Annotated in this window: 24 protein-coding genes; 11 read left to right on the top strand and 13 right to left on the bottom strand. The window is 62.6% G+C overall.

Annotation, left to right across the window (positions count from 1 at the left end; all coding sequences use genetic code 11):
* Positions 1-17 precede the first annotated feature (17 nt).
* Together J7U39_RS24620 and J7U39_RS24615 are read right to left on the bottom strand one after the other, a co-directional pair.
* Positions 18-1,049, bottom strand: coding sequence for an aldo/keto reductase (locus J7U39_RS24620; protein WP_210632416.1), 1,032 nt, complete (start codon positions 1,047-1,049; stop codon positions 18-20).
* A gap of 218 nt (positions 1,050-1,267) precedes the next feature.
* Positions 1,268-2,536 carry an NAD(P)/FAD-dependent oxidoreductase gene (locus J7U39_RS24615; RefSeq protein ID WP_210632415.1) on the bottom strand — a complete coding sequence of 423 codons (1,269 nt, stop codon included), beginning with the start codon at positions 2,534-2,536 and terminating at the stop codon, positions 1,268-1,270.
* A gap of 117 nt (positions 2,537-2,653) precedes the next feature.
* Between J7U39_RS24615 and J7U39_RS24610 the strand changes: the two genes are divergently transcribed.
* The 5 genes from J7U39_RS24610 to J7U39_RS24590 all read left to right on the top strand — a co-directional run bounded on the left by J7U39_RS24610 (position 2,654) and on the right by J7U39_RS24590 (position 6,954).
* The gene (locus tag J7U39_RS24610) at positions 2,654-3,634 is read left to right on the top strand and encodes a 3'-5' exonuclease (protein WP_210632414.1); all 981 of its coding nucleotides are present in this window, start codon (positions 2,654-2,656) and stop codon (positions 3,632-3,634) included.
* A gap of 163 nt (positions 3,635-3,797) precedes the next feature.
* Positions 3,798-3,944 carry a DUF1127 domain-containing protein gene (locus tag J7U39_RS24605; RefSeq protein WP_064695679.1) on the top strand — a complete coding sequence of 49 codons (147 nt, stop codon included), beginning with the start codon at positions 3,798-3,800 and terminating at the stop codon, positions 3,942-3,944.
* A gap of 541 nt (positions 3,945-4,485) precedes the next feature.
* A complete protein-coding gene (kduI, locus tag J7U39_RS24600) occupies positions 4,486-5,322 on the top strand; it encodes a 5-dehydro-4-deoxy-D-glucuronate isomerase (RefSeq protein WP_210632413.1) in 837 nt (278 codons plus the stop codon).
* Positions 5,319-6,083: a 2-dehydro-3-deoxy-D-gluconate 5-dehydrogenase KduD gene (kduD, locus tag J7U39_RS24595; protein ID WP_282615087.1), complete on the top strand. Its 765-nt coding sequence runs from the start codon at positions 5,319-5,321 to the stop codon at positions 6,081-6,083. Before kduI ends, kduD begins: the two co-directional genes overlap by 4 nt.
* A gap of 124 nt (positions 6,084-6,207) precedes the next feature.
* The gene (locus J7U39_RS24590; RefSeq protein WP_210632411.1) at positions 6,208-6,954 is read left to right on the top strand and encodes a FadR/GntR family transcriptional regulator; all 747 of its coding nucleotides are present in this window, start codon (positions 6,208-6,210) and stop codon (positions 6,952-6,954) included.
* A gap of 61 nt (positions 6,955-7,015) precedes the next feature.
* Here the strand turns inward: J7U39_RS24590 and J7U39_RS31910 are convergent, their stop codons facing one another.
* From J7U39_RS31910 to J7U39_RS24575, 4 genes are all read right to left on the bottom strand, one after another.
* A complete protein-coding gene (locus J7U39_RS31910; protein WP_247241784.1) occupies positions 7,016-7,153 on the bottom strand; it encodes a hypothetical protein in 138 nt (45 codons plus the stop codon).
* A gap of 80 nt (positions 7,154-7,233) precedes the next feature.
* Positions 7,234-7,788, bottom strand: coding sequence for a hypothetical protein (locus J7U39_RS24585; RefSeq protein ID WP_247241783.1), 555 nt, complete (start codon positions 7,786-7,788; stop codon positions 7,234-7,236).
* 134 nt (positions 7,789-7,922) lie between these two features.
* Entirely contained in the window at positions 7,923-11,225 is a 3,303-nt protein-coding gene (locus J7U39_RS24580) for a cellobiose phosphorylase (protein ID WP_210632410.1), read from the bottom strand.
* 179 nt (positions 11,226-11,404) lie between these two features.
* Positions 11,405-11,893, bottom strand: coding sequence for a cupin (locus J7U39_RS24575; RefSeq protein ID WP_210632409.1), 489 nt, complete (start codon positions 11,891-11,893; stop codon positions 11,405-11,407).
* 243 nt (positions 11,894-12,136) lie between these two features.
* Here J7U39_RS24575 and J7U39_RS24570 point away from each other — a divergent pair, with 243 nt between their 5' ends.
* Positions 12,137-12,547 carry a hypothetical protein gene (locus tag J7U39_RS24570; RefSeq protein ID WP_210632408.1) on the top strand — a complete coding sequence of 137 codons (411 nt, stop codon included), beginning with the start codon at positions 12,137-12,139 and terminating at the stop codon, positions 12,545-12,547.
* A gap of 43 nt (positions 12,548-12,590) precedes the next feature.
* Here the strand turns inward: J7U39_RS24570 and J7U39_RS24565 are convergent, their stop codons facing one another.
* Positions 12,591-14,132, bottom strand: coding sequence for a DHA2 family efflux MFS transporter permease subunit (locus J7U39_RS24565; protein WP_210632407.1), 1,542 nt, complete (start codon positions 14,130-14,132; stop codon positions 12,591-12,593).
* 409 nt (positions 14,133-14,541) lie between these two features.
* On the opposite strand from J7U39_RS24565, the gene J7U39_RS24560 reads away from it, so the two are divergent.
* Positions 14,542-16,563 carry a beta-N-acetylhexosaminidase gene (locus tag J7U39_RS24560; protein ID WP_210632406.1) on the top strand — a complete coding sequence of 674 codons (2,022 nt, stop codon included), beginning with the start codon at positions 14,542-14,544 and terminating at the stop codon, positions 16,561-16,563.
* 17 nt (positions 16,564-16,580) lie between these two features.
* On the opposite strand, the gene J7U39_RS24555 is transcribed toward J7U39_RS24560, so the two are convergent.
* A complete protein-coding gene (locus tag J7U39_RS24555) occupies positions 16,581-17,321 on the bottom strand; it encodes an AraC family transcriptional regulator (RefSeq protein WP_221102534.1) in 741 nt (246 codons plus the stop codon).
* A 276-nt stretch (positions 17,322-17,597) separates the two neighbouring features.
* On the opposite strand from J7U39_RS24555, the gene J7U39_RS24550 reads away from it, so the two are divergent.
* Positions 17,598-18,512, top strand: a complete 915-nt coding sequence (locus J7U39_RS24550) for a DMT family transporter (protein ID WP_210632404.1) — start codon at positions 17,598-17,600, stop codon at positions 18,510-18,512.
* A 5-nt stretch (positions 18,513-18,517) separates the two neighbouring features.
* On the opposite strand, the gene J7U39_RS24545 is transcribed toward J7U39_RS24550, so the two are convergent.
* From J7U39_RS24545 to J7U39_RS24525, 5 genes are all read right to left on the bottom strand, one after another.
* Positions 18,518-19,720: an ROK family transcriptional regulator gene (locus J7U39_RS24545; RefSeq protein ID WP_210632403.1), complete on the bottom strand. Its 1,203-nt coding sequence runs from the start codon at positions 19,718-19,720 to the stop codon at positions 18,518-18,520.
* A gap of 75 nt (positions 19,721-19,795) precedes the next feature.
* A complete protein-coding gene (locus J7U39_RS24540; RefSeq protein WP_210632402.1) occupies positions 19,796-21,019 on the bottom strand; it encodes an MFS transporter in 1,224 nt (407 codons plus the stop codon).
* 9 nt (positions 21,020-21,028) lie between these two features.
* A complete protein-coding gene (locus tag J7U39_RS24535) occupies positions 21,029-21,805 on the bottom strand; it encodes an SDR family oxidoreductase (RefSeq protein WP_210632401.1) in 777 nt (258 codons plus the stop codon).
* A gap of 25 nt (positions 21,806-21,830) precedes the next feature.
* A complete protein-coding gene (locus J7U39_RS24530) occupies positions 21,831-22,694 on the bottom strand; it encodes a MurR/RpiR family transcriptional regulator (RefSeq protein WP_210632400.1) in 864 nt (287 codons plus the stop codon).
* 22 nt (positions 22,695-22,716) lie between these two features.
* Positions 22,717-23,106, bottom strand: a complete 390-nt coding sequence (locus tag J7U39_RS24525) for a RidA family protein (RefSeq protein ID WP_071091593.1) — start codon at positions 23,104-23,106, stop codon at positions 22,717-22,719.
* A 110-nt stretch (positions 23,107-23,216) separates the two neighbouring features.
* Between J7U39_RS24525 and J7U39_RS24520 the strand changes: the two genes are divergently transcribed.
* Genes J7U39_RS24520 through J7U39_RS24510 form a run of 3 tightly spaced genes read left to right on the top strand, consistent with a single transcriptional unit; the run spans position 23,217 to position 26,306 of the window.
* The gene (locus J7U39_RS24520) at positions 23,217-23,699 is read left to right on the top strand and encodes a hypothetical protein (RefSeq protein WP_210632399.1); all 483 of its coding nucleotides are present in this window, start codon (positions 23,217-23,219) and stop codon (positions 23,697-23,699) included.
* A gap of 30 nt (positions 23,700-23,729) precedes the next feature.
* The gene (locus J7U39_RS24515) at positions 23,730-25,205 is read left to right on the top strand and encodes a M81 family metallopeptidase (protein ID WP_210632398.1); all 1,476 of its coding nucleotides are present in this window, start codon (positions 23,730-23,732) and stop codon (positions 25,203-25,205) included.
* The gene (locus tag J7U39_RS24510; protein ID WP_210632397.1) at positions 25,206-26,306 is read left to right on the top strand and encodes a D-TA family PLP-dependent enzyme; all 1,101 of its coding nucleotides are present in this window, start codon (positions 25,206-25,208) and stop codon (positions 26,304-26,306) included.
* Positions 26,307-26,343: the final 37 nt, after the last annotated feature.

Genomic DNA, 26,343 nt, shown 5'->3' with positions numbered 1-26,343 from the left:
AGTTGCGGCCGGAGGGCTCAGCGGCCGCCTTCGATCTTGCGGTGGCGCTGGTTGATGCCGCCCTTGCCGTAGGGATAGTCCATCGGTTGAGGAGCGCTGACCTCGTTGAGCTTCGTCATTTCCTCCTTGGATAGCTCGACCTTCATGGCGCCGAGATTGTCGGCGAGCTGCTCGGGCGTGCGGGCGCCGAGGATGACCGAGGTTACAGCCGGCTGCGCCGCCGTCCAGGCGAGCGCCACCTGCGCCATGCTGACGCCGCGGGCCTTGGCGATCTCTTCGACCGCACCGATGATCGCCCAGGTGCGTTCCTGCGCGTTGCGCGGCGCATAGGATTCGCTGCCGCGATTGGGGTTCTCGCCGAGGCGGGTGGCGCCGGTCGGCATCTGGTCGCGCTTGTACTTGCCGGTCAGCCAGCCGCCGCCGAGCGGCGACCACGGCAACAGGCCCATGCCGGCATCCTGGCAGGCGGCGACGATTTCGAGCTCGATGTCGCGCGCCAGCAGGCTGTATTGCGGCTGCAGCGTCACCGGACGCGTATAACCACGCGCCTTGGCGATCTCCGAAGCCTTGGCGATGTGCCAGCCGACATAGTTGGAAAAGCCGTAATAGCCGATCTTGCCTGATGAAACCGCGTCGTCGAGGAAACGCAGCGTCTCTTCGATCGGCGTCAGCGCGTCCCAGGCATGCATCTGGTAGAGGTCAATCTGCTCGAGGCCGAGCCGGCGCAGCGAATCGTCGAGTGCCTGACCGAGATGGCGGCGCGACAGGCCAATATCGTTGGGCCCGTTGCCCATCGGAAACCTGCCCTTGGTCGCGACGATCGCCTGGCGGGCCTCGGTCGGGCGCGCCTTCAGCCAGCGACCGATGATCTCTTCCGACTTGCCGGCGCTGTAGACGTCGGCGGTATCGATGAAATTGCCGCCCCAGGCGAAATAATCGTCGAGCAGCTTGTGCGAGGCCGCTTCGTCGGCCTCCGCCCCGAAGGTCATGGTGCCCAGGCAATAGGCGGTAACGACGGTCCCGCTGGGACCGAGCTTGCGATAATCCATTTCTTCCTCCTCATGCGGGCGCCCGCAGCCGACGCGCAAAATCGCCGGGGTAGAAGCCGGGGCTTCCGCAATCCAATGACAATATCGAGCTTGAGGCGGCCGCTTGCCGCCGGATGACGTATGGCGCCCTGGGCTCATCCAGCGCAGGGGCGAGGGCAGCATAACCAATCCCGCCCGTGCCACAAGTGGGAAAACATATTCCCGCGGGCGGGCGCCGGTTACGGATTTTTCGAAAACGAGGCGGCGAGCAGCTCGGCTGCGGCGACGCCGGTCTCGTAGGCGCCGTGCGCCGTCGAATAACGCGCATGCGAACAGGCTTCGCCGGCAAAGAAGATCCGTTCGTCATGCGGTGCGGCGAGGATCGCGCGCAAATCGGAGGCGCCGGGCTCGGCATAGGAATAGGAGCCGCCGATATGGGGTGTAGCGGCCCAGGCCGAGATCGCCGCCAGCGACAGCTGCTTGCGGATGTCCGCGCCGAATTGCCCCGCCATCTCATCGGCGGCGAAGGCAAAGGCGGCTTCTTTCCCTGCCCGCTCCAGATCATGCGCGAGATCGCCGGCAAAATAGGCCTCGACGACGGCAGCGCCGAACGGCCGCAGCTGATAGGTGCCGGTCGCACCGCGACTGGTCGATCCGAGCATATGCGTATCTGCCGGCAACGCGTCCGGATCGGCGAGGCTGAGGAAAATCTTGTCGGCGAGCCCCAGCGGCAAACGAGCTGCCGCTTCAATCTTGTCGGGCAGGGGAGGATCGAACGCGATCCTGCCGGCGGCAAGCATATTCGTCGAAACGGTGACGAGCACCGTCCCGGCGGTGATCATCCCCTTGTTCGTGTCGATACTGATACGGCCGGCATGGCGGTGATCCACGCGCCTTGCTTCGACTCCAAGCCTTGTCCGGACCGGCGCGCCATAGAGCGAGATCAATGTTCCATAGCCTTCCCGCACCCGCCAGTCGGGACCGGCGCCGGGATCATATCTGTTGTAGTCGACGATCGACGAACGCTCCAGTTCGGCGCCGGTGATATAGGTGCCGATTGCCCGGATCTGGCCGTTCCAGCGACTACCGGGCTGTAGCTTTGCTGCCATGTCGCGATCGTTGCCTTCGTGGCTTTCTAGGCGTTCGAAGTAAGCGCCAATCGCCTGCTGCGCGGCTTGGCTCTCCGCATCGTCCCGCTGAAGCCGCCGCCCCCCGTTCCAGGGCGCCGGCGAGCGGTCGACCGTCAATCCGACCTCACCGGCAATCGCCGTCCAGGCATTGGTCCGCGCCCCATGCAGCCAGCCGCAACCGAGATCGAAACCGAGATCGCCGGTTCCGGGCAGCCCGACCGTCCAGGCCCGGCCACCGAGACGGTCGCCGGCTTCGAGCAGGAGGACGGAAAGACCGGGACGGATTGCCAGCAGGCGGCGGGCAGCGGCAATACCGGCAGCACCGGCGCCGATGATGACGACGTCTTCGTCCGCGTCCTTGAAGTCGTCACGAGGCATGGTTTCTCCTTCCGCCGCTGACACTCAGCTAAACTTTCCTGTCCATGAAAGGCAAGGGCTGGGCATAGCGCGCCGCGGGCGATGGATTCGCCCGCGCCTCCGTGACATACAAGTTCGATGAGCGTGCACAGAGATTCGCAACTCGACATGTTTGCCAAGCCATCGCCCGCAATGGCCGAGGCACGCGGCCCGGCGCGCCGGCGGCCGTCACCGCCGGCGGCCCGCTGCGATGAAGACATGGCGCGCGCGCTCGAGGAGAGCGGCAATTATCGCATCCTGAGGAAACTTGCCGCCCGGCCGGTCGCGGCAGCGAGACAGCCGCAGTTTTCGCGGCTCGGCGTCATCCTCGATACCGAGACGACGGGCCTCAACTACCGCAGCGATGAAATCATCGAAATCGGCGCCGTCGCCTTCACCTTCAACGATGACGGCGCGGTCGGCGATGTGGTCGGCATCTATGGCGGTCTGCAGCAGCCGTCCAGGCCGATCCCGCCCGACATCACCAGGCTGACCGGCATTACCGATGCCATGGTCGAAGGACAGATGATCGACATGCCGTCGCTGAGTGCACTGATCGAACCGGCGGACCTCATCATTGCCCATAATGCCGGGTTCGACCGGCCGTTCTGCGAGGCCTTCTCACCCATCTTCACCGGCAAGGCCTGGGCGTGCTCGGTTTCGGAGATCGACTGGAGCGCCCGCGGCTTCGAGGGCACCAAGCTCGGTTACCTCGTCGGCCAGGCCGGCTATTTCCATGAAGGCCACCGCGCGGTGGACGACTGCCACGCACTCCTGGAGATCCTGGATCGACAGCAGGGCGACGGTGAAAGCCCCTTCGCCGAGCTGTACCGCGCCAGCCAACGCTGCCGCGTCCGCATCTTTGCCGAACACAGCCCGTTCGAGATGAAGGACCACCTGAAGGCAAGGGGCTACCGCTGGTCTGATGGAAGCGATGGCCGCCTGAAATCCTGGTGGATCGAAGTCGGCGAGGACGATCTCGGCGACGAGCTTTCCTATCTGCGTTCGGAAATCTATCGGTGGAAGGAGGCCGATCCGCCGCTCGTCCGGCTGACGGCCTTCGATCGCTTCAAAGCCTGAGATCGGCCGCGGCCCATCAGAACCCATGCAGTTATCGCATAGGTGCAGTGATGCATTGGCGCTGCAACAACCGGGGGTCCCGTATTATATAGAACTCATCGAAGCAACCGAAGCGCCAAGGACTGGCAGCTAGGCTTCGAAAGCCCACGGAAAGGGGATCATCATGAACGTAGCACGCTCTTTCAACAACTGGCGCAAGTACCGTCAGACGGTCGCTGAACTGGGCCGTATGTCGACGCGCGAACTGGACGACCTCGGCATCGGCCGCGGCGAAATCCGCACCATCGCCCGTGCGGCCATCGCCCGCTAACGGCCAGACAGACCACCACCTTCGACATTTGGCCAGCGCCTGCTTCCTCCCGAGCGGGCGCTTTGCTTTTTGGGCTTGCCCGTCAGATGGCGAGCCGCCCGCTTTTCGCATAACGCATAGCTGCCCTGCAAAGAAATGCCTATCATCTGAGCAGAAAATAAGTATGATTATTTCATCGAAGCGGTGCACCTCCTCCCGCATCCTTCGACCATGCAGGCGCCCCATCCTCCTCCCAGGGTCGCTTGCGGGAACGGCAGCACTCCTCCTCCCAGCTGTCGTTCGGTTTTTATCGAAAGCCTGCCGCACCTCCTCCCGCGGCAGGCTTTTTTCGTTTTGGCCGAGGAATGTGCGGCCGCGCCGAAAGCGCCCCCTTACGATCCCTTCACGTCTGCTCAGCCAAGTCCCGGACAAACGTGTTGACACCAAACTTGTCGTACAACTATGTAACCAGACGGATACCGCCGCAGCGGAGGACGCCTGATGGATCGGCTTGCGCAATAGCGACGATGCGTGACGACAACGAAGCTGAAGGAAAATTGACATGCAGATCGACGTGAGGCACGCCTCCCATCCTGAGGCCGTGCGCGAATACGACACCGAAGCGCTGCGGCGTCACTTTCTGGTCGAGACCGTTTTCGCAGGCGGCGAGATCCGGCTGACATATTCCCATTACGACCGGATGGTCATCGGCGGCGCCACGCCGCTCGGTGTCGCGCTGACGCTGACGGCGCCGACGGCGATCGGACAGGAAACCTTCCTCGCCGAGCGTGAACTCGGAACCTTGAACATCGGCGGCGCCGGCCGCATCATCGTCGACGGCACGAGCTACGACCTTGCCAAATATGATTGCCTCTATGCCGGCAAGGGCGCCAAGGACATCCGGTTCGAAAGCCTGGATGCCGCCAATCCGGCGAAATTCTATCTGGTCTCGACGCCGGCCCATCAAACGCACCCGACCGTGCTGCTCACCCGCGAAAAGGCTCGTCACCTGACGCCCGGCGAAGCCGCGACGGCCAACAAGCGCTCGATTTACCAGTTCATCCACCCGGAAGTCTGCCAGTCGTGCCAACTCACCCTGGGCTTCACCATGATCGAGCCGGGCAGCGTCTGGAATACCATGCCGGCCCATACGCATGACCGGCGCATGGAAGCCTATCTCTATTTCGATCTCGAATCCGACCAGCGTGTCTTCCACTTCATGGGCGAGCCGCAACAGACCCGGCATATGCTGGTCGCCAACGAGCAGGCGGTCATCTCGCCGCCCTGGTCGATCCATTCGGGCGCCGGCACCAAGAATTACAGCTTCATCTGGGCGATGGCCGGCGACAACAAGAGCTTTACCGACATGGATCATATCGCCATCGCGGATCTGAGGTGAGCACCGTGGCAAATCCCTTCGACCTCTCCGGCCGGACCGCCGTCGTCACCGGCGCCAATACCGGGATCGGCCAGGCGATCGCTGCGGCGTTGGCCGAGGCCGGTGCGGCGATCGTCGCCGTTGGGCGCTCCTCGATGGAGGAAACCGAGGCGCTGGTGAAGCAGGCCGGAAGCCGCTTCCATGTCATCAAGGCCGATCTTGGCACCATCGAACCGGTCAAGGGGATCGTCGCCGAGACGATCCAGACCTTCGGCGGCCTCGACATTCTCGTCAACAACGCCGGCATCATCCGCCGTGCCGATGCGCTCGACTTCACCGAGGAAGATTGGGACGCGGTGATCGACGTCAATCTGAAGACGGCCTTCTTCCTGTCGCAGGCGGCTGGCCGCCATATGGTCGGGAAGGGCAGGGGCAAGATCATCAACATCGCGTCGCTGCTCTCCTTCCAGGGCGGCATTCGCATCCCGTCCTATACCGCCTCGAAAAGCGGGCTTGCCGGACTGACGAAGCTGCTCGCTTGCGAATGGGCCGGCAAGGGCGTCAACGTCAACGCCATCGCCCCCGGTTACTTCGTCACCAACAACACGACGGCGCTGCGTGAGGATCCCGATCGCAACGCCGCCATCGTGGCCCGTATTCCGGCGGGACGCTGGGGAACGCCGTCCGAACTTGGAGGTGCCGCCGTGTTCCTGGCATCGCCTGCATCCGATTACGTGCACGGGACGGTGCTGCCCGTCGACGGCGGCTGGCTGGCGCGGTAATCGCTTTCGTCGACCGGCGAAACACAGCGTCTCGGCCCGCGTCGTTTTGCCTTTCCGGCCGGCATGCGCTAGCAAAAGCATACCGGCCGGCGCAGCCGCCCCGACAGGCAGGATATGACAAGGAATGACGGACAAGGACAACGCGCTCTTCACCACCATTCGCCAGCCGTCGAACCTGCGCAGCAACCTTGCCGATACGCTGACGGCGCAGATCGAGTCCGGTGACCTCAAGCCGGGCCAGCGCCTGCCGACCGAACAGGCGATCATGGCGGCGACCGGCGTCAGCCGCACGATCGTGCGCGAGGCGCTCGCGACCCTGCGCGCCAAAGGACTGATCACCACGCACCAGGGGCTCGGGGCTTTCGTCTCGGACGATCCGACACCGAGATCCTTCTCTATCATTCCCAATGACCTGCAGTCGATCGATGAGGTTCTGCGGGTGCTGGAGCTGCGCATGGGGGTCGAATATGAGGCGGCCGGTCTTGCCGCGCTGCGGCGCACGCCGGAAGACATAGACCGTATGCAGGACCGGCTCGATGCGCTCGACAGGGCGCTCGAAGAGGGTGGATATGGCGCAGAGGAAGATTACGCCTTCCACCGGTCGATCCTGGTGGCGACGCAGAATTCCTACTACGGCCGCCTCTTCGATACGTTCGGCAACATCATGGTGCCGCGGCAATGGGCACGCTTGGACAAGATGACTGCGGCGGAGCGCAAGCGCCATGCCGCTCGTATGCGTAGGGAACACCACGCCATATTCACGGCGATCCGCGACGGCAACGAAGCGGCCGCGCGCCGTGCCATCCGCAGCCATCTGTCGAAGAGTGCTGCCCGGTTCGAGGAACTGCGCGACGCGACCGGCCTGTCCTGAACGTTCGCATCTTGAGGGCGTTGCGTGATTTCCCGCTGAACAACGCAAATGAAGAAAAGCGTTACATGCCGCCTTCATCAGATAGCCAAATGCGCAATTGGCCGACCGGCTTGAAACCCAGTTTTGTCATTTCGTCCAGTGCTGCACCACGCTCGTATCCGACAAGCGGCAGATCGGGTGAAAAGGCGACAGTGGCCAAGGAGACGGCATCCCGGAAGACCTGCGGCGTGCCAGCCAAGCTAAAGATGTTGGAGATCCCGACAGCCTCGGGTGATCGATTTACGATGCAGCCCGCGTCAAAGCCGTCGTCGGCCCATCGGCCATAATGTGTATGTCCGGATCGGAAAGCAGACCCAGTGTGAAGACGTCGGCATCTGTGGGGCTACCCGACTCTTTCCACGAATGTTCCCAGCGTTGCAGGGCCGCCGCATCGCGAATGCGTACCCACTCCTGGGGCGCACGCGCTGAAATTTTGTGAGGTTCGGCCCAAATCCACGATGCGGAAAACAACAACTGGAACCCTTTGTCGACGAGATTGAACCGGGAAAACCCGTCTTTGAAACCGGGGCGCCGTCCCAGCCGATCTGTCAGCCAACCGATTTCAACCAGCTGTTCCTCCGTTGCATCCGGGTCAAGTGTTGTCATGTTGGAATAGTATGGCGGTGCAATCGCGTCGCTTGACCAAAATGCGTTGGTTCGTTGATCAGGCAGTCCATGGGCACGGAAAACCGCCTGATACAGATCTGCATTGTTAGCGGCACAAATACGCGCCTTTTCGGCATCGGACCGTGCCCTGTGTTTCAGGATTTTGCTTTGTGAGGAGTTGCCTGTCATAAGAACCCTGTCGCTCGGATCTGCTGATAGCGGCCCCGGGGGCGGGCTGCGCAAGCTAAGGCGCGGAAACCCTCGTCCTGCCGAGGAACACGGGCCGCATAGGATGCTCTCCAGCCGTTCTCTCTTGCCGTTGTTTAGGGTTCTCTCAACGCCATTTTCATCTTCGGCTTCCTCAACCGCCGCCAGGCGCTATGATCCGTTTGCAGAGCGACGGCGGCGTGCGACGGCGGCAGAAGCGGTTTGCGGCGGCGCCGGCCGAAGCGTCGTTTGAAACCCAGGATATTTTCGACGAAGCTCCTGGTGTAGAGGCCGGGTCCGCTTGAATAGATGCGCCACCCGCCGTCGACGGCGATCTTCCCCGCCTTGACGCGCGCCCAGTCATCCGCCGCCTGATAGCGGTCGTGGAAAGCCGCGTCGCTGCTGCTGAAATAGGTATTGCGCTGGCGCAGTGAAGCGTGCGGCAAGACCGTCGTGACGGCGATCGGATTGACGATGGCGACCGCCTTCCACAGCTCCTCTGCCGAAGCCTCCAGCGCGAGCGTTTCGCAATAGCGCAGATGCGCGTGCACATACATCAGTCCGATCTCGCGGCCGAAGAAGGACGAGGATTCGGCCCGGCGAAACAGCGTTTCGGGCCCGCCGGCGTAGCTCGCCGGCTTTTCCATCAGCCGCACGCCATCGGGGAAGAGCAGATGCTCCTCGATCAGCCGCATATGATGCCGCCTCTGCGCCGGCGTGAACAGCTTGCCGAGCATGGCCTGCGTCATCGAGATCAGCGAAAAGGAAAGGCCTGTGCGTTTGTCGCTCGGATGCAGCAGCAATTCGACGCCGTCATGGGCGGGATCGAAGATGCCGTAGCCGGCAACGACGCCGTCGCGCACGAGATGACGGTTGAAATCCCGGCGCATCGCGGTTGCAATCTGCCGCAGAGCCTTTGCCTTGCCGCTCTGGCCGCGCCGGCGCAGGATGGCGGAATAACGGACGAACTGCTCATAGAGCAGAGCAACGGTCCAACTGCTGACCATCCAGTCGCGCAGATGCGGATCGGCCGGCTGCAGGGAATCGTTCCAGTCTCCCTCGCCATAGCGGATCAGATGCGTTCCCGGGATGAACTGTGTGCGGACGGTATCGAGCAGCTTCTCGACGTGAGAGGCGATGGCGTCGGCCTCGGGCGCGTTCTGCATGGTCTTTTCATCGCGCCAGGAAACCTTCTCGTCGAGAATGGCGAGATCGCCGGTCGCTTCGATATAGTCGCAGAGCGCTTTCAACGGCCAGACGATGACGTCGCCGTGACTGTCGCCCGCCCGGATGTTGGCATAGGGCTCCAGCATGAACCATTGCGGCCAGTCGCCTCCTTCCAGATATTGTTCGCTGAAGACGGTCTTCACCACCTCCCTGGCTTCGCGGTCGTGCTCGTAAGCGAGCAGGAATTCGATCGGCCCCTGGCAGGCATCGCGCGTCCCCCAGGCCGCACCCGTATATTGTTCCAGGCCGTGTGGTACGCTGAGATGCACGATGGCGTCATGCGCAAGCCAGGGCAGAAGGGTCGTCTGGGCAGCGAGATCGGGCGAAGGATTGTCGATCCTCATGCCGCGCACGACGTTGCGCCAGAATGCCGATGCCGGCGCAAGCATGGCCTCATCGGTGACGCCGGCCTCATAACGGCGCGCCAGCCGTTCGGCTTCTTCGGCATCGGCCATCGAACCGACAACGGCAAAGGAGAGCGCCCGCGTCGGCCGGGACTTGAGCGCGATGAAGGCGCCGTTGCGCGCAGCGCCATCGGCATAGAGCAGCTCGTCGCCGCCGATCTCCTCGATGGCGTCGGGCGTCGAACTCACCAGCCAGTAAACGGCATCGGGATAACGCTCGCCCCAGAGCCAGGCCGGGTCCGGCCGGAAAGAGATGCGTTTGCGGCCGGGATCGAATTCGATCTGCCCGCCGGCGTCATATTCGCGCTCCCCGAGCACGACATGACCGAACACCAGGAAGCGGCACGGCTTGCCCTCCACCGACACGCTCCACTGCATCGCCGCATCCTCGCCGGAAGCGATCGCCGTGACGATGATCCTGCGATCCCGGCACTGATAGATCCAGCGGCAGTCGCTCAGTCCCATCTCGAAGGCCGACGGTACCGCCAGGAGCTGCCAGCCTGCGTCGAGATCGGCCATGATGCGCAATCCGCTGGCGTGCATCAGGTTGTAGGGATCACGGGAGACGGAAAAAAGCTTGTGGAAGGATGTATTGCCGATCGTCAGTTGCGCGGCGAAAATCCCTTGCATCCAGCAGGTGGCGGCAAGGGTTGAATCGTCGAGCAGCATGTTTTGACCGCTTCGCACGATGGCGCCATGGCGCCGCGCGACGATGAATTCCTTGTCGCGCAGGACGACGTGACGGTTGAGAACGCCGTCCGGCACGAAAAATGAAAGAAGCCTTCCGTGCGCGCGCTCCTCCAAGGTCCGCTCCGGATAGAGCCTTCGGATCGCCTTCAGGTCCAGCGCCTCGGCCTCCAGCAGGGGCGCATCCTGGAGCAGGCTGCGAACGGCCGCGGCCGCCTCCGGATCGGCGGCTGCACTCTCCGGCGCCGCGAACCCGTCGAGCCGCGAGAGGTCGGCATCGCTCGAGGCCTCGGGGTGATCGGCGGCGAACAGAGCAAAGAAACTCGCAGTCGCACCGCTTGCCGGTACGGAGAAGGATTTCGACTGAATGGCCGGACAGGCCGTCTCCTGCTGCCGCCGTTCGCTCGGAAGGTTGGTGCCGAAGGAACCAACCAGAAGGTCGCCCTGCCGATGCTTCGCCTGCACCAGCTGGATCGCATCCGTGGCATAGGCGGCCGCGCCATCGAAGCACCCCTGGATGAGCCAGGGATTGCGGGCGCCCGACTGCTTGAGATTTTGCCGGTTCATGACGACGGGGCCATATGTCTCGTGATCGGCGATATGGTGATCGACATATTGCGAAGCATAGGCTTCGCTGTTCATCAGAAAACCGCGATCGCCGAGACCGACGTCCTGGACGAGCACCAGATCCACCGGCAGCGCTCCCTTCTTCGGATGCTTGAACGTGACGCGCCAGAACCAGGCCGTCTCGGAGGGATGCAGCTCGAGGCGGACGGTGTAGCTGATATCGCCGGCCTTGCCGCTCCAGGAAAAGCCAGTCGCATCGTGCCCGAAGCGGCCATCGGCGCGAGGGCCGACGATCTCGACGACATCAGGCTTGGCGCCTCCGATGCGCAGATAAAGGCGGCCGATGCCGCCGTAGAGCGGCGAGCCCTGGATCTGATTGATCTGCACCGCCCCTTTGTCGTCGGCATATTCGATGGCAAACAACGTGCCGTTCGGCAAAGCCGATATCGACAGGCCGGAACCGTTGCTGATCGCAACGAGACCCAGCTCTTCGCGTCGTGGCATTTGCAAACTGCGCTTGAGGTTCGGGGCCATAAAGATCTCGTCGATTGATGTCAGAGGGGAATCAAAGGATGGCGCAAAAAGATTGAGAGAAATCTTACCGATGATGGGAAGGTCGACAAGGTGCCGCAGCTGATGAACGCACATGAGGACGCTGCAAAAACCGGCTCAAAGCGGAACAGAAAGCGAAAGATATCAGGGTGCGCAAATGGCTATCGCCACTTCTCGATGAGAAATCCCGATGGTCCCTGAACGGGATCGGTATCGGGCAGGGGCACTGACGAGATTTTCGCCAGCATTTCACTTGAAGCAGCCGAAGTCTGAATGTCGGCATGCTGCCCCTTGGGATAAGCCCCGATGACCTCGAACTCCGACGTGCAGCCGAGGTTTTGGTGCCCGGTTCCGGCTGGAAGCACCAGACAGTCTCCCGCCGTGACTTCGAGCGCTCGACCGCCGGGACCGCCGATCAGCAGCGTGGCGCTGCCACGTGCAATGCCCAGCACTTCATGAGCACCGGAATGGTAGTGCTGATAATCGAAGACACCGTTCGTCCAGATGCCGGTCCAACCGTTTGCCGCGAAGCGATCTTTGAAATCGCGAGGTCCACCGTCGGCAAAGACATCCCGGTAAAGCAATACAGGAAGGCGTGGGTTGTTCGGAACCCAGTCGCTCTCATCGAAAATAATCGTCTCGGTGTTCATGCTGAATTCCCACGGTAGGCGATGATGGCCTCAACAGGATAATCTGCGAGCCATCGGTGCTGGTGAGCGAGTTCGGTGCGTCTGCCATTGAACTCATCTCCGCCAATGGCTTCAAAAGGCTAAACTTTGGCGGCCGCCGGCGGTTCCCTCACACGCTGGAGCCTCGCTATGCCAAAAAGACACTTTTTGGCTGGCGAATTGGCTTAACGCTCAGTAAGACCGCTCTTTTTGAAAGAGGGCAACATGCGGAAATTATTATCGATTCTATTCAGCACAGTCATCGTGGCGGGAACAGCGCACGCTCAAGCGAGAGTTCAGGCCACCCACAGCAATCGCCTGATCGAAAGCTATCGCGCGTATATCGGCGACGCTGATCTTTACAATTCAAATGGGGCTAGACTTACCCAGCCGTGGCAGATCATCCGACAAGACAGGGCGAATTTCCATCAGTACCATGTGCGCGATCATGACGATCAATCGGACTCATTCTTTGCCGATCCGGCAAATCGCCAAGCTCTGGAGCAGATGCTTCGGAACGGAACGATGACGCGAGGGGCCGCCAATATGATCCTGCGTGGCAATGTATGGATTGACGTTGATATCTACGGTGACCAAGGAACCGGTCGATGGATCGACGTTTCTGTGTCCGATTGATATTTGCCGCAGAAGATAGTCGAGTCGGATCGTTGCCCGGGTCTCATGCCGGCGCCGGCCGCCTGGCGAAAGGGACCGAGAGCAGGGCGCAGCCGGTCAGGACGGCGACGACCATCCAGGCTTCGTTGATCGCCTGAACGCTGGCCGCGGTCTGGACCAGCGGATCGAGCGTCGCCATGGTATCCGCATCGAAGCTGCCGCTATGTCCCGATATGATCTCGGCAGGCGCGCCGACAAACGTGGCCGCCTCGATGTCGCCGGCCTCAAGATGTGCCCAGAGGTCTTGTCCCAGCGGCTCCGAGCGTGTGTAGATGATGGTGTCGATCAGCGCGATGCCGATGGCGCCGCCGAGATTGCGCATCAAATTGAAAAGCCCGCTCGCATCGGGAACGCGATCAGCCGGAAGCGTGCCGAGCGCCAGCCGGGTCGGCGGCAGCAGGCAGAACATGATGGCGACGCCGCGCACCACCTGGGGCCAGAACATCGCGTCGTAATCCGAGCGCGGATCCTGAAACGCGCTCATGCCGACGCCGATCGCAAACAGCGCGAAACCTGCGGCCGACAGCAGCCGCGCATCCATGCGTTTCTCCAGCGCGACAGCGACCGGCGCAGTGACCAGCTGTGCGATGCCCGTGACCAGCATGGTCACGCCGATCTCAAGGGCGTCGTGTCCCCTGATGAAAGCGAGAAAGACCGGCATGAGATAGACCGAGCCGAAAAGGCCGATGCCGAGGATGAAGCTCAGAACCGAGCCGACGAGAAAATTCCGATCGCCGAAATTGCCAAGATCGACGATCGGCCGGCGTCGGCGCAGCGTTCGCGTTATGAACGCGCCGCCCGAGAGAAGGCAGACGGCCAGCAGGCTGAGGACGTAGGCCGAGGTCCAGCCGCTGGTCGGCGCCTCTTTGAGGCTGAGTTCCAGCGCCGTCAGCGCTGCCGCCATCAAGAGGAGCGACAGCCCGTCGAGATGCCTGAGTTCGGACCGATCGGCCTCCTGCCTGGGAAGAAAGCGGGCCGCAAGGATTGCCGAGGCAAGCCCCGGAAGGATGTTGATCAGGAACAGCCAGTGCCAGGAATAGGTTTCGGTCAGCCATCCGCCGACGATCGGGCCGACGGTGGGCGCAAGCACCGCAAGCACGCCGGCAATCGTCGTCGCAAGCGCTTGCCGCTCGTTCGGAAACAGAATGAACACGGCTGAAAACACCGAAGGGATCAGCGTTCCGCCGGAAAAGCCCTGAAGCACCCGCCAGGCGACCAGCGCGCCGAAGCTGCCGCTCGCCGCACAACCGGCCGACGCCGTCACGAACAGGCTGATGGCGACGACGAACAGCCAACGCATCGTCAAAAGCCGCGTCAGCAGACCGGTCAGCGGGATGGCGACCACTTCGGCGATCAGATAGGCCGTCTGTATCCAGCTCATCTGATCCGGATCGATGCCCAACGCCGACTGGATGGTCGGCAGCGATGTCGCCACCACCTGAACGTCGAGGATTGCCATGAACATGCCGACGCACATGGCCAGGAAGCCGAACCAGACCATGGCGGGCCTTCCATCAGGACGAGCAGCTTCAAGTCGTTCCGACATGCGAGTATCCCGCCAGCGCGGCATCGTCCGATCGGTGAGAAATCTAGGGCTTTCATGTTTGCGATCGAAACGATCGGCATGTCAACCGCCACGCTGCGGCGAAGAATTGATCCAGCGCGCGCAGACCGAGGAGATCGCCACCAGCCGGGCGTTGGTCGCTCACGGTACCTTAATATTAACGCAAATGGGCAAGCCGATATTATTTCCCACATTGCGACACCCCGGCGATGTCATCGGGTGGATTTGCTTAAGTGCCGGGCGGCAGAAATTCCGGGTGGCCGATTGACGGCCCGGCGGGAAACTGGCTATCACTATTAAATCAATTTGATTGACTTCAATCGCCGCTCCGATCCCGGTGGCCGTGCCGGAACGTCCAAAAGCCCCGTTTTCCTCAAAGGAAGAGTGACCAATGTCGACACCGCGACCGAACGCCCTGCGGCTTGAAACCATTTGGAATCCGCCTGCCGAGGGCAAGGAATTCTCCTATGTCCTGCGCCTCAAGAACCTAGGCAGCGAGCCGCTTTCGAGTTTTTCCCTCTGCGTCAGCGGTCCGGGCCGCGTCGACCCCGCCGGACGCGTGGAAGGCGCAACGGTGTCGCAACGGCTTTCTAATTTCACCGAATTCCAGCCGCCGGCCAACTTCGTTCTCGGCGCAGGCGAAACCTGGACGATCTCCGTCTATGCGCTCAGCTGGCAGTTCCGCCACTGGACGGACGGCGCGACGAGTGCCTATCTCGCATTGTCCGATGGCAGCACCATCGTGCTCGGCGTCGGGCCGACACGCTCTTCCGTCAGCAATGCGCCGCTGAAGCGCGGTGCCGAGATCTATCCCGTTCCCGTCAACGCGCCCGTTCCGGTGTCGATCATTCCCTGGCCGAACCGCGTCGCCGTCGCATCGCGCCGCCCGCTGCCGGCGGGTTTTGCGCCGCAGGCGCAGAGCCCTGAAGGGGAGGCGGCGGCAAAAGGCTTCGCGGCGCTGGCGGAGCATCTCTTCGCGGTCGAAGGCATCGTGCGAACCCAGGCCGAAGGCGCGGTTCGTGTCGGCCTGAAGGAGGCTGCCGGCTTCGGGTCGGAGGCCTATCGGCTGAGCTTCGAAGAAGAGGCGATCACGATCGAGGCAAGCAGCCGCACCGGCTTCCTCTACGGCCTCGTCACGCTCGGCCAGATCTGGCGCGGCGCCAGGCTGCACCCCCAAGTTTTCCAGTTTCCCGCATCCGGCGAGATCGTCGACGAGCCGTCGATGGGCTGGCGCGGTCTGCATCTCGATGTCGCACGCCAGTTCTATGGCGCGGCCGAGGTCAAGAAGCTGTTGGCGGTGCTGGCCTGGAACAAGCTCAACCGCTTCCACTGGCACCTATCCGACGACGAGGCCTGGCGCGTGGAGATCGATGCCTACCCGGCCCTGACAGAGATCGGCGCATGGCGCGGCCACGGTCTCGCCGTGCCGCCGCTTCTGGGTTCAAGCCCGGCGCGGACGGGCGGCTACTACACCAAGCCTGTCATCCGCGAGATCGTCGCCCTCGCAAAGAACTTCGGCATCGAAATCGTGCCGGAGATCGATATGCCCGGACATTGTTACGCCATGCAACAGGCGATACCGGAGCTGCGCGATCCGGCCGAAAAAGGCAGCTATTACTCGGTTCAGGGTTTTCCCGACAACTGCATCAATCCGGCGCGCGAACAAACCTACCAGATCGTCGAGACCATTCTCTCCGAACTCATCGAGCTCTTTCCGTTCAAGACGATCCATCTCGGCGCCGACGAGGTTCCCCTCGGCGCATGGTCCGGCTCGCCGGAAGCGCTGGCGCGCCTCAGCGCCATCGCCGGCGACGAGGTTGCCGATGCGCATGCCAAACGGTTGAACGTCGTCACCAACACCCATGGCGCCGACGACATTCACGGCTCGGGCGCCGCCATCCTGCAGGCGGAATTCCTTGAGCGTGTCCAGCGCTTCCTCGCGAGCAAGGGCTGCATCACCGGCGGCTGGGAGGAAGCCGCGCACGGCGACGTCATCGACAAGTCGAAGAGCTATCTCTGCAGCTGGCGCAATGTTGAGGTTTCGGCCGAACTCGCCGAACGCGGCTATCAGATGGTCGTCTGCCCGGGCCAGGTCTATTATCTCGACATGGCGCTGAGGACGGACTGGGATGAGCCCGGCGCCAGCTGGGCAGGAAATTCCAACGCGGAAAAGCTCTACAATTTCGATCCCGTCGGCGGCTGGACAGCGAGCCAGAAACAGCAACTGCTCGGCATCCAGGCCTGCATCTGGTCCGAGCCGATGACGGATCGCGCCGTCTTCGACCGTCTCGTCTTCCCGCGCCTTTCGGCACTTGCCGAAACCGGCTGGACGAAACCCTCGTCCAAGTCATGGGAACGTTTCAAGGCGCTCGCGGGGCTGATGCCGCTGCTCTATGGATTGCAGGAGTCGTAGCGCTCGGAGAAGCCGCGTCACTGCCGCTGCCGGTAGGCAGAGGGTGTGACGCCTGTGGCCGACTTGAAAGCCCGCGTCATGTGGCTCTGGCTGCTGAAGCCGCAGGCCGAAGCGATCTGTGCGATCGGGTCCGGGCCGCGCAGCATCGATTTGGCGCGCTCGACACGCCGGTGAGCCACCCAGCCATGCGGGGACACACCATAGCTTGCCCGGAACATCCGCTGGAAATGAAAGGCGCTGAGCTGGCCGATCGTCGCCAGATCCTGCAAGCGGATGGTCTCGCCGAGATGGGCCTCGATATAGTCCAGGCTGCGGCGGCGCACATGGGGCGCGAGCCCGCCGCTGATCGCGCAAGGGCGCATCCCTCCATAACGCGGATCAACCAAAAAATCACTGATCGTCTGCGTCATCGCTTCTTCAGCCAGCAGATGATCCCCCGCCAACATCGCTTCCGTCAACTGCCGAAGCGTATGCGCCAAGACGGGTGCATCGGCGAAGGTCGCTTCGGCAACAGCCATAAACCGCGCATCGCGGTCAAACGTCTCGGCAAACATCCGGCGCATCTGATCGTCGGGAACATAGAGATGGACGAAGTCGAAGGGATCGGTGATTTCCCATTCGGACGAGTGCCCCTGTGGCATGACACACAAGGCCCCGGGCCGTCCTCGCGCGGCGGGGCTGCCGTCCAGACGGCGCGTTCCGGCGCCTCCGTTGAGATAAAGGCTGAACGTATGTCCGTCCGGCCGCTCATAGCTCATCCTGTCGCTGCCATTGCTCCAGAGGGCCGCAGATCGCCCGAGCCCCAGATCGATCGACTGCGACATCCGCGCCGAGGGCGATGCGGACAAAAACCTGAAAACAGAGAGGCGGCTGTCTTTCACCAATTTCTTCCCACACCCGTGACGTCTTGCGAACAATAGCGGTGGACGGCCGACGTGGCGAGCGGGAACTCCGGGGCTAAGAATTTCACAGCAAGAATCTGCAAGAGACCGGCTCACGGTTCGCCTATTCATGGAGAAAACGAGGATCACTCCATGGCAAATGCCGCTCTCTTCATCGCGACCGTCCTCATATGGGGCACGACCTGGATCGCCATTGCGATCCAGGTCGGTCCCGTGCCGGTCCTGGTCTCGGTCTTTTACAGATTTGCGCTCGCAGCCGTGATCCTCGTTGCCATCCTGGCTTTCATGCGGCGGCTGAAGTTGCCGGCCTTGCGTGACCAACCTTTCATCCTGGCGCAAGCGCTCTGCCTGTTCAGCCTCAATTTCATCTGTTTCTACAACGCCGCCGGCTTCATCCCGTCCGGGCTGATCTCCGTCATCTTCTCGCTCGCAACGATCTACAATGCCGTCAATGCGCGCCTGTTCTTCGGCGACCGCATTACAGGCCGCACGCTGCTCGCGGCAGCGCTCGGCGCCACCGGCCTGCTGCTGCTGTTCGCAGAGGAGGTTGTCGTCGATTTCAATGTGGGCACGTTGAAAGGGATCGGGCTCGCGGCGCTCGGCACGCTGTTCTTCTCGCTCGGCAATATGGCCTCGCGTCGAAACAGCGCGGCGGGAATTTCACCGCTGACCGCCAATGGCTGGGGCATGACCTATGGCGCGGTCGTTCTCCTGTTGCTGATTGCCCTAACGCAAACGCCGATCGTGACGCCGCCTGACATCACCTATCTCGCCGCCTTGCTCTATCTCGCGGCAATCGGATCGGTGATCGGTTTCACCGCCTATCTCATGCTGGTCTCCCGCATCGGCTCCTCACGCGCCGCCTATGCCACCGTCCTGTTCCCGATCGTCGCCCTGTCATTGTCGACGATCTTCGAGGGCTACCACTGGACCAGCCTCGGCCTGATCGGCCTGGCGCTGACGCTTCTCGGCAACGTGGTCATCTTTGCACGACCTCTGGCCCGTCGCGCGCTCCAAGCAGATGCGAGGCTGCCGGCAGGCGGGTAAGGGCGTCAGCCGACCGGCTTTTGCAGGACGTCGAAGCGCGGATTGGTTTCGGAAAAGATCGGCAGGGCGGCTGCGCCGAGGATCGCCGTATCCTTGCCGGTCATGCCGATCATGATGCGGAGCAGCGTCCGCTTCCGGCCGGGATCGAGCGGATCATGCAGCGGCTCCAGCCGTTCGGCCAGCCGGCGCATCAGTGACGTCGGGATGCTGCCGCCAAGCACGATGGTCTGCGGATCGAAGGCGAGCTCCAGAAAATCGACGGTCTGGCGCAGCGGCTCGACGGCCTGATCGAGCCACGCATCCAGGCCTTCACGTCCCTCGGCGATCAGCGCATCGAGATCGTCGGGGGAAAGCTCCCCGGCATTGGCGATGCCCATGAATTCGTAGGCGACCGAGGGCGAGAGATAGCGATCCAGGCAGCCGCGCTTGCCGCAGCTGCAGAGCCTGCCATGCGGCTCGACGATGATATGACCGATCTCGCCGGCATTGTTGCGGCTGCCCTTGTAGAGGTGGCCGTCGAGAAACATTCCGGCGCCGATGCCGCCGCCGCCGGCCAGAAACAGATAGACGAAACTGCCGAGGCCGCGGGCGACACCGTGAAGACGCTCGCCGATTGCGGCCGCCGTCGCGTCGTTCTCGACGAGGACCGGCACTCCGACCCGTTGTTCCAGTGCATGCCCGACCGGGAAATCCTGCCAGCCCGGCAGGCTGTGCGGGCTGAGAGACGTGGTGCCGCCATCGGCGTAGCGGCCGGGCAGGGCGATGCCGACGCCGAGCAGCCTGTTTCGATCGAAGACGAAAGCCTCTTGAAGATCCTCGACGATTGTTTGCAGCGCCGGCATGGCCTGTTGCGGATCGGCCTGTTCGACCTGGTGCTCGATGCGGGCGCAGACGGCGCCCGAGAGGTCCGTCAGCACACCGCTGGCGCGTCGACGGCCAAGCTCCAGGCCGATCGAATAGGCACCATGCGGATTGATGCTGTAGGGAATGATCGGCTGGCCTCGCGCCAGCTTCTGAGCCTCGGCCGCAACGAGAAGCTGCGAGCTCTCCAGCTCCTCGACGATATTGGAGACGGTCTGCGGCGTCAGCGCCGTCATTCGGGCAATCGCCGCCCGCGACAGCGGACCGTGGGTGCGCACAGCCTCGATCACCACGCGCCGGTTGTGAGACTTGGCCTGCTCGAGATTCGTGCCGGAGATCGCCTTCATGTCGCCTTCGAAGCAAGTGAAGCATCACCCTTGTCACAAGACGGGTGGCGATGAAAGCGGGATTCTTCGCCTGATTTATCGAAGCTCGGCGTCGACAGGCGCAACGGCATTTCGTCGCTGCGGCAGGCCGAGGATCGTAATCCCCGACAATCCGGTGACGGCGCTCAGCATGGCGGTCCCGGAGTATCCGGTCACATAGGTGCCGGCGGCAAAGACCAGCGCCCCGATGCCCGCACTCGCAAAGACGTTGACGGAGATTAGTGCACTGCCGAGCCCCGGCCGGTCGGCGATGAGATCCTGCAGATAGGTGATCGGGATGCTGATGATCGCCGCCGCGCCGATACCGGCGAGCAAGGTGAGCGCGTAGAGATGCCACGGCGCGGAGGCAAAGCCGAGAAGGCCGAGGAAGACGGCATAGACGATCGTGCCGGCGGCAAGCGCGGTCATCTGACCGGCCTGCCGCGCTATCCGCGACCAGACGATGATGAAGACGATCTCGAGCAAGGCGACGATCCCGACCAGAATGCCGACATCGCTGAGTGCACCATGCGCCGCGCCGGTAGCGATCAACGGCAGCAGCGCATCGTTGAGATGCAGCGTGCTGGTGATCAGCGCCACCCCGATGATGTGCGCCGAAATCCCCGGCGAAATCACCTGCCGCAGGGCGCCGAGATGGGAAAGATGGTCGATGGTGTCGATCTCCGTTGCCGCGCGCTTCGGCAGGGCGAAGAGGATGATGCCCTGGCATAAGAGACAGGAGAGGGCGGCAAAGAGATAGGCCGGCAGCATGCTCGATGCGCCCGAAAGCAGAAGGCCAGTCATGCCGGGGATCAGCACCCAGGATAGCGAGATCATGGCGCGCACGCCCGAGTTCGCCGTCACCATGTCCTCCCGGTTCATGCCCTGCATCGCCGCCCGCGCATTGGCGAAAAGCAGTGAATTCAGCGCGCCGTAGATCGGAAGTGGCAGCAGCGCGCTGCCGACGAAGACGGCCGCGCTCGGAAAGGCATAGACCACGCCGTAGCCGACGATGCCGAAAATGCAGGCGCCGATCATCGCCGAACGGTACTCGCCCAGCCGGTCGGCGAGATTGCCGAGCAGAACGCTGACGACCACGTTCACCGCCGCCGAAGCAAAGGCCAGGATGGAATAGAGACCGTCGCTCAGCCCCAACTCGCGGATGCCGACGATCGAGCGATAGGGCGCGGTCATCGCCCCCGCCATTCCGAAAGTGAATATGGCGATCATGCTGGCGCGGATTGCCGGATTGCGGAAGACGTCGGGAAAGAGGCGGCGCATCTATCTCGGTCAGTAATGTTCTGATTGCGAGAAGGTTCGCGCCAGCTCGGCCTGGCCGGCCGTCAGGCCGCAATCGACGGGCAGGCAGACGCCCGTAATGGCCGCGGCCAATGGGCTGGCAAGGAAGGCCACGGCATTGGCGACGTCCTTGGGATCGACGACGCGCTGCAGAGGGTACCAGCGGCGCGCCTCCTCGAACACGTTCGGGTTGGCGGCGGCGCGCGCTTCCCAGGCCTGCGTCTTCACCGTGCCGGGCGCCACCGCATTGGAGCGGATGCCGAACTTGCCATATTCGACGGCGACCAGCCGGGTGAAATGCAAGAGGCCTGCCTTGGCGGCGCTATAGGCCGGATGGCCGAAGACATGCAGGCCGTTGACCGAGGCGATGTTGACGACCGAACCCTTGGAGGTCTTCAGCATCGGTTCGAAGGCGCGGAAACATAAGAATGCCGCTTCGAGATTGAGCGCATTGTCGGCCCGCCAGATCTCGGGCGTCGTCTCGTGCAGGCTGGTGGCGCGGGCGGCCCCGGCATTGTTGACGAGGGTTCGGACGACGCCGCTGCCGGCAGCGCGTTCTGCCAATTCGGCAATGCTCGCCTCGCTGGTCACATCGCAGCAGACGGCGACGAAACGCTCCGCCGGCCCGAGTTTCGAAGCCGCGGCGGCGGCAGCAGCCGCATCGATATCGGCAAGCAGAACGACATCATGGTCCTCGGCGAGACGCGCGGCAATCGCCGCGCCGATGTCGCCTGCAGCGCCCGTCACGATGGCGATCGATTGAGTCATTGATTGTCGCTCCCGTTCATATGCTTCAGTCTCCAAGCAATTGCCGGTCGTCGCCGTCCCGGTGAAGGACGAGCTGCTGTTTGATGCGCCGCAGGGTCACCGTCGCTTTCGGCTGAACGGCGTAGGCAACCAAGCTCGCCAGAATATCGACCATGGCGATGTAGGCGATGCGCGTCGAAGTCGGGCGATAGATATTGTTGCCCTCGGGAAGATCGATCGGCACGACGATTTCGGCGGCCTTGGCAACCGGGCTCTCCGTCTGGGTCAAAGCGATCGTCTTCACCTTGGTGTCGCGGGCAAGCTCGAAGGCCCGCACCAGCTCCATATTGCGCCCGGAGAAGGACGAGCCGATCAGCACGTCGCCCGATTTGGCCGCGGCCGCCATCATCAGCTGCATGCTGTGGTCGGAACTGGCGGTGATGCGAAGCCCGAGACGGAAGAGGCGGTTCTGCAGCTCGTCGGCGATCATCGACGAATTGCCGCCCGAGCCGAAGGCATAGATCATATCGGCCTTGGCGATGAACGAAACGGCCGCTTCGATTGCCGCGAGATCGAGCGAGCGGTGCAGGAGGAAGAGCGCGTTCTGCGCCTTGGTGATGATATCCTGGGCGACATCGGCCGGATCGGTGCTTTTCGATTCCGGCTTCAGATAGCGCACGCCGATATGGGCGGTGCGGGCGAGCTGCACCTTGAAATCGGAAAAGCTCTCGCAGCCGAGCCGCCGGCAGAAGCGGGTGACAGTCGGCGGCGAGACCTCCGCGCGTTCGGCGAGCTCGATGATCGAGGCATTCACCGCAAACTCGAAATCGTTGACGATGATCTCCGCGATGCGGTTTTCCGAAGGAGAAAGCCGGCTCTTATCTTCCTGCAATGTCGAAAAGATATCCAAACCGCCTCCCTCCGATTGTTCGCTACGCGCCCTTCTTCTTATAGGCCACGCAATCGATCTCAACCTTGCAATCGACCATCATCGACGATTGCACACAGGCGCGCGCCGGCGGATGCTCGCCGAAATATTCCTGGTAGATCTTGTTGAAGGTCCAGAAGTCGCGGGGATCATCGAGCCAGACGCCGACGCGCACGACATCCTCGACGCCGTAACCGGCTTCCTCGAGGATATCCAGAACATTGGCGATCGTCTTGTGGGTCTGGGCGATGATGTTGCCGTCGATGATCTCGCCATCTTCCATCGCAACCTGCCCGGAAACATAGAGCCATCCGTCAGCTTCGACGGCGCGCGCGAAAGGCAGCGCCTTGCCGCCGGCGCCGGTTTGAACAGTGCCATAGCGCTTGATTGGCATTCAAAGTCCTTGCAAATTATTTTCTTGATAAGTTGACAAGTGACCATAGAAAGCAGAATTTGACCAGTGAAAAACGCGTTTTATGAAAAGAATTTCAATCCGGGGCAGCCATGCGCGATCCATTCCAGAATCCTTTCCCATCCGATAGCGCCCGCCACGCGATCTGGGAGATGCTCGTTCCCCGCGATATCGATGCCTTTCTGGCCGCTGATTGGTCGATGGTGGAGCATGACTTCGTGGAAGATGGCTTCATCGGCATCGATGGCCGCAAGGAGACAAACCCCGACAAATGGCGGCTCGCTTTCCCGACGCTCAAAGCCTATCGCGACGAGTGGCTGAGGCAGGCGGAGGATTTCGCCAAACAGAGCTTCGCTGAAGATGCGCGCACAGCGATCTTCACCACGACGACGCTCGAAGATATCGAGATCGAAGGCGACACGGCGCTGGTTCGCAAGAAATTCGACGGCGGCATTACCAAGGCGGACGGCACCCGCGATGTCCTGCAATGGCAGACACTCTATTATTGCAGGCTGCACGAGGGACGCTGGAAGATCTCAGGTTTCACCGGCTACCTGCCGAACCCGATGGGTTGAAGCGGAGCCGATAAGAAGAAGGCCACTTTCTTGCGCATTTTCACGGCAGCACTGGCGACCGAGACCAACACCTTCTCCCCGATCTGCGTGGATCGCCGCGCCTTCGAAGCCTCACTCTATGCCCCGCCCGGCCAGCATCCCGAAACGCCGACGCTCTGCACCGCGCCGATCACCGTCGGCAGGCGCGTCGCCAAAGAGAAGGGATGGGAGCTGATCGAGGGAACCGCCACCTGGGCCGACCCCGCCGGCCTCGTCAACCGGGCCACCTATGAGGAACTGCGCGACGAAATCCTTGGCCAACTCCGGGCGGCAATGCCTGTCGATGCCGTCGTCATGGGCCTGCATGGCGCCATGGTGGCGGCGGGATATGAGGATTCCGAAGGCGATCTTCTCCAGCGCATGCGCGAGATCGTCGGACCTGACGTGCTCATCTCAGCCGAACTCGACCCACACAGCCATCTCACGGCAAAACGCGTCGCCGCAGTCGATTTCGCCGTCTATTTCAAGGAATTTCCGCATACCGACTTCGTCGACCGCGCCGAGGACCTCTGGCGCATCACCGTCGACACATTGGAAGGCCGGGTGAAGCCGGTCATGTCGGTGTTCGACTGCCGGATGATCGATGTCTTCCCGACCTCGCGCGAACCCATGCGCTCCTTCGTCGACAAGATCATGCAGATCGAAAAGGACGACCCCGAGATCCTGTCGATTTCAGTGGTCCACGGCTTCATGGTCGGCGACGTTCCCGAAATGGGAACGAAGCTGCTTGTCGTGACCGACAACAGACCGGAAAAGGGCGCGGCGCTGGCGCGCGAACTCGGCCTCGAACTGTTTTCCAAGCGCGGCACCTTCATGGTGCCGCAAATCGACGAGAGGCAAGCCGTCGCGCGCGCAATCGCCGCAACCGCATGGCCCGTCGTCATCGCCGATGTCTGGGACAATCCGGGTGGCGGCACGGCAGGGGATGCGACTGTTATTCTCGCAGAACTGATGGCCCGCGGCGTCACGAGTGCGGCGGTCGGCACCATCTGGGATCCGATGGCCGTCCAGATTTGCTTTGCGGCAGGCGAGGGCGCGGAAATTCCGCTGCGCTTCGGCGCCAAGTCGGCGCCCGGCACCGGCAACCCGATCGACGGCACCGTCAAGATCGTCAAGCTGGTCAGGAATGCCGAGATGCGGTTCGGCGAGAGCCTGGTGCCCTTCGGCGATGCCGCCCATATCGTGCTTAACGGCATCGACATCATCCTGAATTCGACGCGCGCCCAGAGCTTCGATCCGAGCCTGTTTTCGGTGATGGGCATCGATCCGACGAAGCAGAAGATCCTGGTGATCAAATCCACCAACCACTTCTTCGCGTCCTTCTCGAGGATCGCCGCGGAAATCCTTTACTGCTCCGCCGGAACGCCTTATCCCAATAATCCTGCGACGACGCCGTACCGGCGAGCGCCGAAGACCATCTGGCCGATCGTGGCCGATCCACACGGGCTACAACGCGGAGCCGCCTAGATGCATGACAACAGCTTCGCCGTCGTCGCCAAGGCAGGGGAGAGGATCGCCGATCTCTCGACGCCGCGCCCTATTATCGACGAAGACCGGCTGGCTGCAAACATCGCCCGCGTTCAATCCTATATGGACGAGCACGGCCTGAACTTCCGCCCGCATATCAAGACGCACAAGATTCCGGCGCTCGCCGTCGCGCAGGTTGCCGCCGGCGCCAAGGGCATCAATTGCCAGAAGGTGACGGAAGCCGAGGTCTTTGCCGAAGCCGGCTTCGGCGACATCCTCATCACCTTCAACATCCTCGGCCAGCAGAAGCTCGAGCGCCTGGCCAGGCTGAACGAGCGCATTCCAGCCCTGAAAGTCGTCGCCGACAGCGAAGTGACGGTCGACGGGCTCGCCGCACATTTTTCCGGACATAAGCCGCTGACGGTGCTTGTAGAGTGCGACACCGGCGCCGGCCGCTGCGGCGTGCAGACGCCGGAGGAAGCAGCCTCGCTCGCCAAGCGCATAGCCGCAGCCGACGGCCTCACCTTCGGCGGCATCGTCACCTATCCGAAGCCGCAATCGGCCGCCGCCGTGGAAGCCTTCATCGCCGAAACAGTGAGCCGCCTGCAATCCGAAGGCATAACCTGCCCGATCGTCAGCAATGGCGGAACGCCAAGCCTGTTCGAGGCGCATCTCGTCGCATCGGCCACCGAACACCGCGCCGGCACCTATATCTACAACGACCGCCAGATGGTGCGCATGGGCCATTGCACCGAGGACGATTGCGCCATGCATGTGCTGGCAACGGTCGTGTCACGCCCGAACGCCGACCGCGCCGTCATCGATGCCGGCTCAAAGGCGCTGACATCGGATCTTCAGGGCTTCAGCGATTACGGCCTGATCGTCGGTTATCCCCAGGCACGCATCACCAGCCTCTCGGAAGAACACGGCGTGATCGATCTGTCGAACTGCACCGGCCCCCGGCCGCAGATCGGCGAAAAGCTCTTCATCATCCCGAACCACACCTGCGTGGTGTCCAACCTGTTCGATACGATGGTGTTTCATCGGGCTGGCGTGGTGACCCGCGTCGAAGAGGTCGCGGCTCGCGGTCTTGTCTGGTAGGGGCGTTTCCGGTTGAGGGCGAATTGAGGAAGGCCAT

This window comes from Rhizobium sp. NLR16a, assembly GCF_017948245.1.
GTDB lineage: Bacteria > Pseudomonadota > Alphaproteobacteria > Rhizobiales > Rhizobiaceae > Rhizobium.
The sequence above is the reverse complement of the archived record's forward strand: the minus strand, read 5'-3'. Positions and strand labels throughout refer to the sequence as shown.

Excerpts from the sequence above, each read along its gene's own strand:
- J7U39_RS24605 (WP_064695679.1), top strand. The coding sequence starts at position 3,798 with ATGAACGTAGCACGCTCTTTCAACAACTGGCGCAAGTACCGTCAGACG.
- J7U39_RS24555 (WP_221102534.1), bottom strand. The coding sequence starts at position 17,321 with ATGAGCTATGAGCGGCCGGACGGACATACGTTCAGCCTTTATCTCAAC.
- J7U39_RS24580 (WP_210632410.1), bottom strand. The coding sequence starts at position 11,225 with ATGGCCCCGAACCTCAAGCGCAGTTTGCAAATGCCACGACGCGAAGAG.
- J7U39_RS24565 (WP_210632407.1), bottom strand. The coding sequence starts at position 14,132 with ATGTCGGAACGACTTGAAGCTGCTCGTCCTGATGGAAGGCCCGCCATG.
- J7U39_RS24560 (WP_210632406.1), top strand. The coding sequence starts at position 14,542 with ATGTCGACACCGCGACCGAACGCCCTGCGGCTTGAAACCATTTGGAAT.
- kduI (WP_210632413.1), top strand. The coding sequence starts at position 4,486 with ATGCAGATCGACGTGAGGCACGCCTCCCATCCTGAGGCCGTGCGCGAA.
- J7U39_RS24550 (WP_210632404.1), top strand. The coding sequence starts at position 17,598 with ATGGCAAATGCCGCTCTCTTCATCGCGACCGTCCTCATATGGGGCACG.
- J7U39_RS24610 (WP_210632414.1), top strand. The coding sequence starts at position 2,654 with ATGAGCGTGCACAGAGATTCGCAACTCGACATGTTTGCCAAGCCATCG.
- J7U39_RS24510 (WP_210632397.1), top strand. The coding sequence starts at position 25,206 with ATGCATGACAACAGCTTCGCCGTCGTCGCCAAGGCAGGGGAGAGGATC.
- J7U39_RS24525 (WP_071091593.1), bottom strand. The coding sequence starts at position 23,106 with ATGCCAATCAAGCGCTATGGCACTGTTCAAACCGGCGCCGGCGGCAAG.
- J7U39_RS24590 (WP_210632411.1), top strand. The coding sequence starts at position 6,208 with ATGACGGACAAGGACAACGCGCTCTTCACCACCATTCGCCAGCCGTCG.
- J7U39_RS24520 (WP_210632399.1), top strand. The coding sequence starts at position 23,217 with ATGCGCGATCCATTCCAGAATCCTTTCCCATCCGATAGCGCCCGCCAC.
- J7U39_RS24540 (WP_210632402.1), bottom strand. The coding sequence starts at position 21,019 with ATGCGCCGCCTCTTTCCCGACGTCTTCCGCAATCCGGCAATCCGCGCC.
- J7U39_RS24545 (WP_210632403.1), bottom strand. The coding sequence starts at position 19,720 with ATGAAGGCGATCTCCGGCACGAATCTCGAGCAGGCCAAGTCTCACAAC.
- J7U39_RS24570 (WP_210632408.1), top strand. The coding sequence starts at position 12,137 with ATGCGGAAATTATTATCGATTCTATTCAGCACAGTCATCGTGGCGGGA.
- J7U39_RS24615 (WP_210632415.1), bottom strand. The coding sequence starts at position 2,536 with ATGCCTCGTGACGACTTCAAGGACGCGGACGAAGACGTCGTCATCATC.
- J7U39_RS24585 (WP_247241783.1), bottom strand. The coding sequence starts at position 7,788 with ATGACAGGCAACTCCTCACAAAGCAAAATCCTGAAACACAGGGCACGG.
- J7U39_RS24575 (WP_210632409.1), bottom strand. The coding sequence starts at position 11,893 with ATGAACACCGAGACGATTATTTTCGATGAGAGCGACTGGGTTCCGAAC.
- J7U39_RS24535 (WP_210632401.1), bottom strand. The coding sequence starts at position 21,805 with ATGACTCAATCGATCGCCATCGTGACGGGCGCTGCAGGCGACATCGGC.
- J7U39_RS24620 (WP_210632416.1), bottom strand. The coding sequence starts at position 1,049 with ATGGATTATCGCAAGCTCGGTCCCAGCGGGACCGTCGTTACCGCCTAT.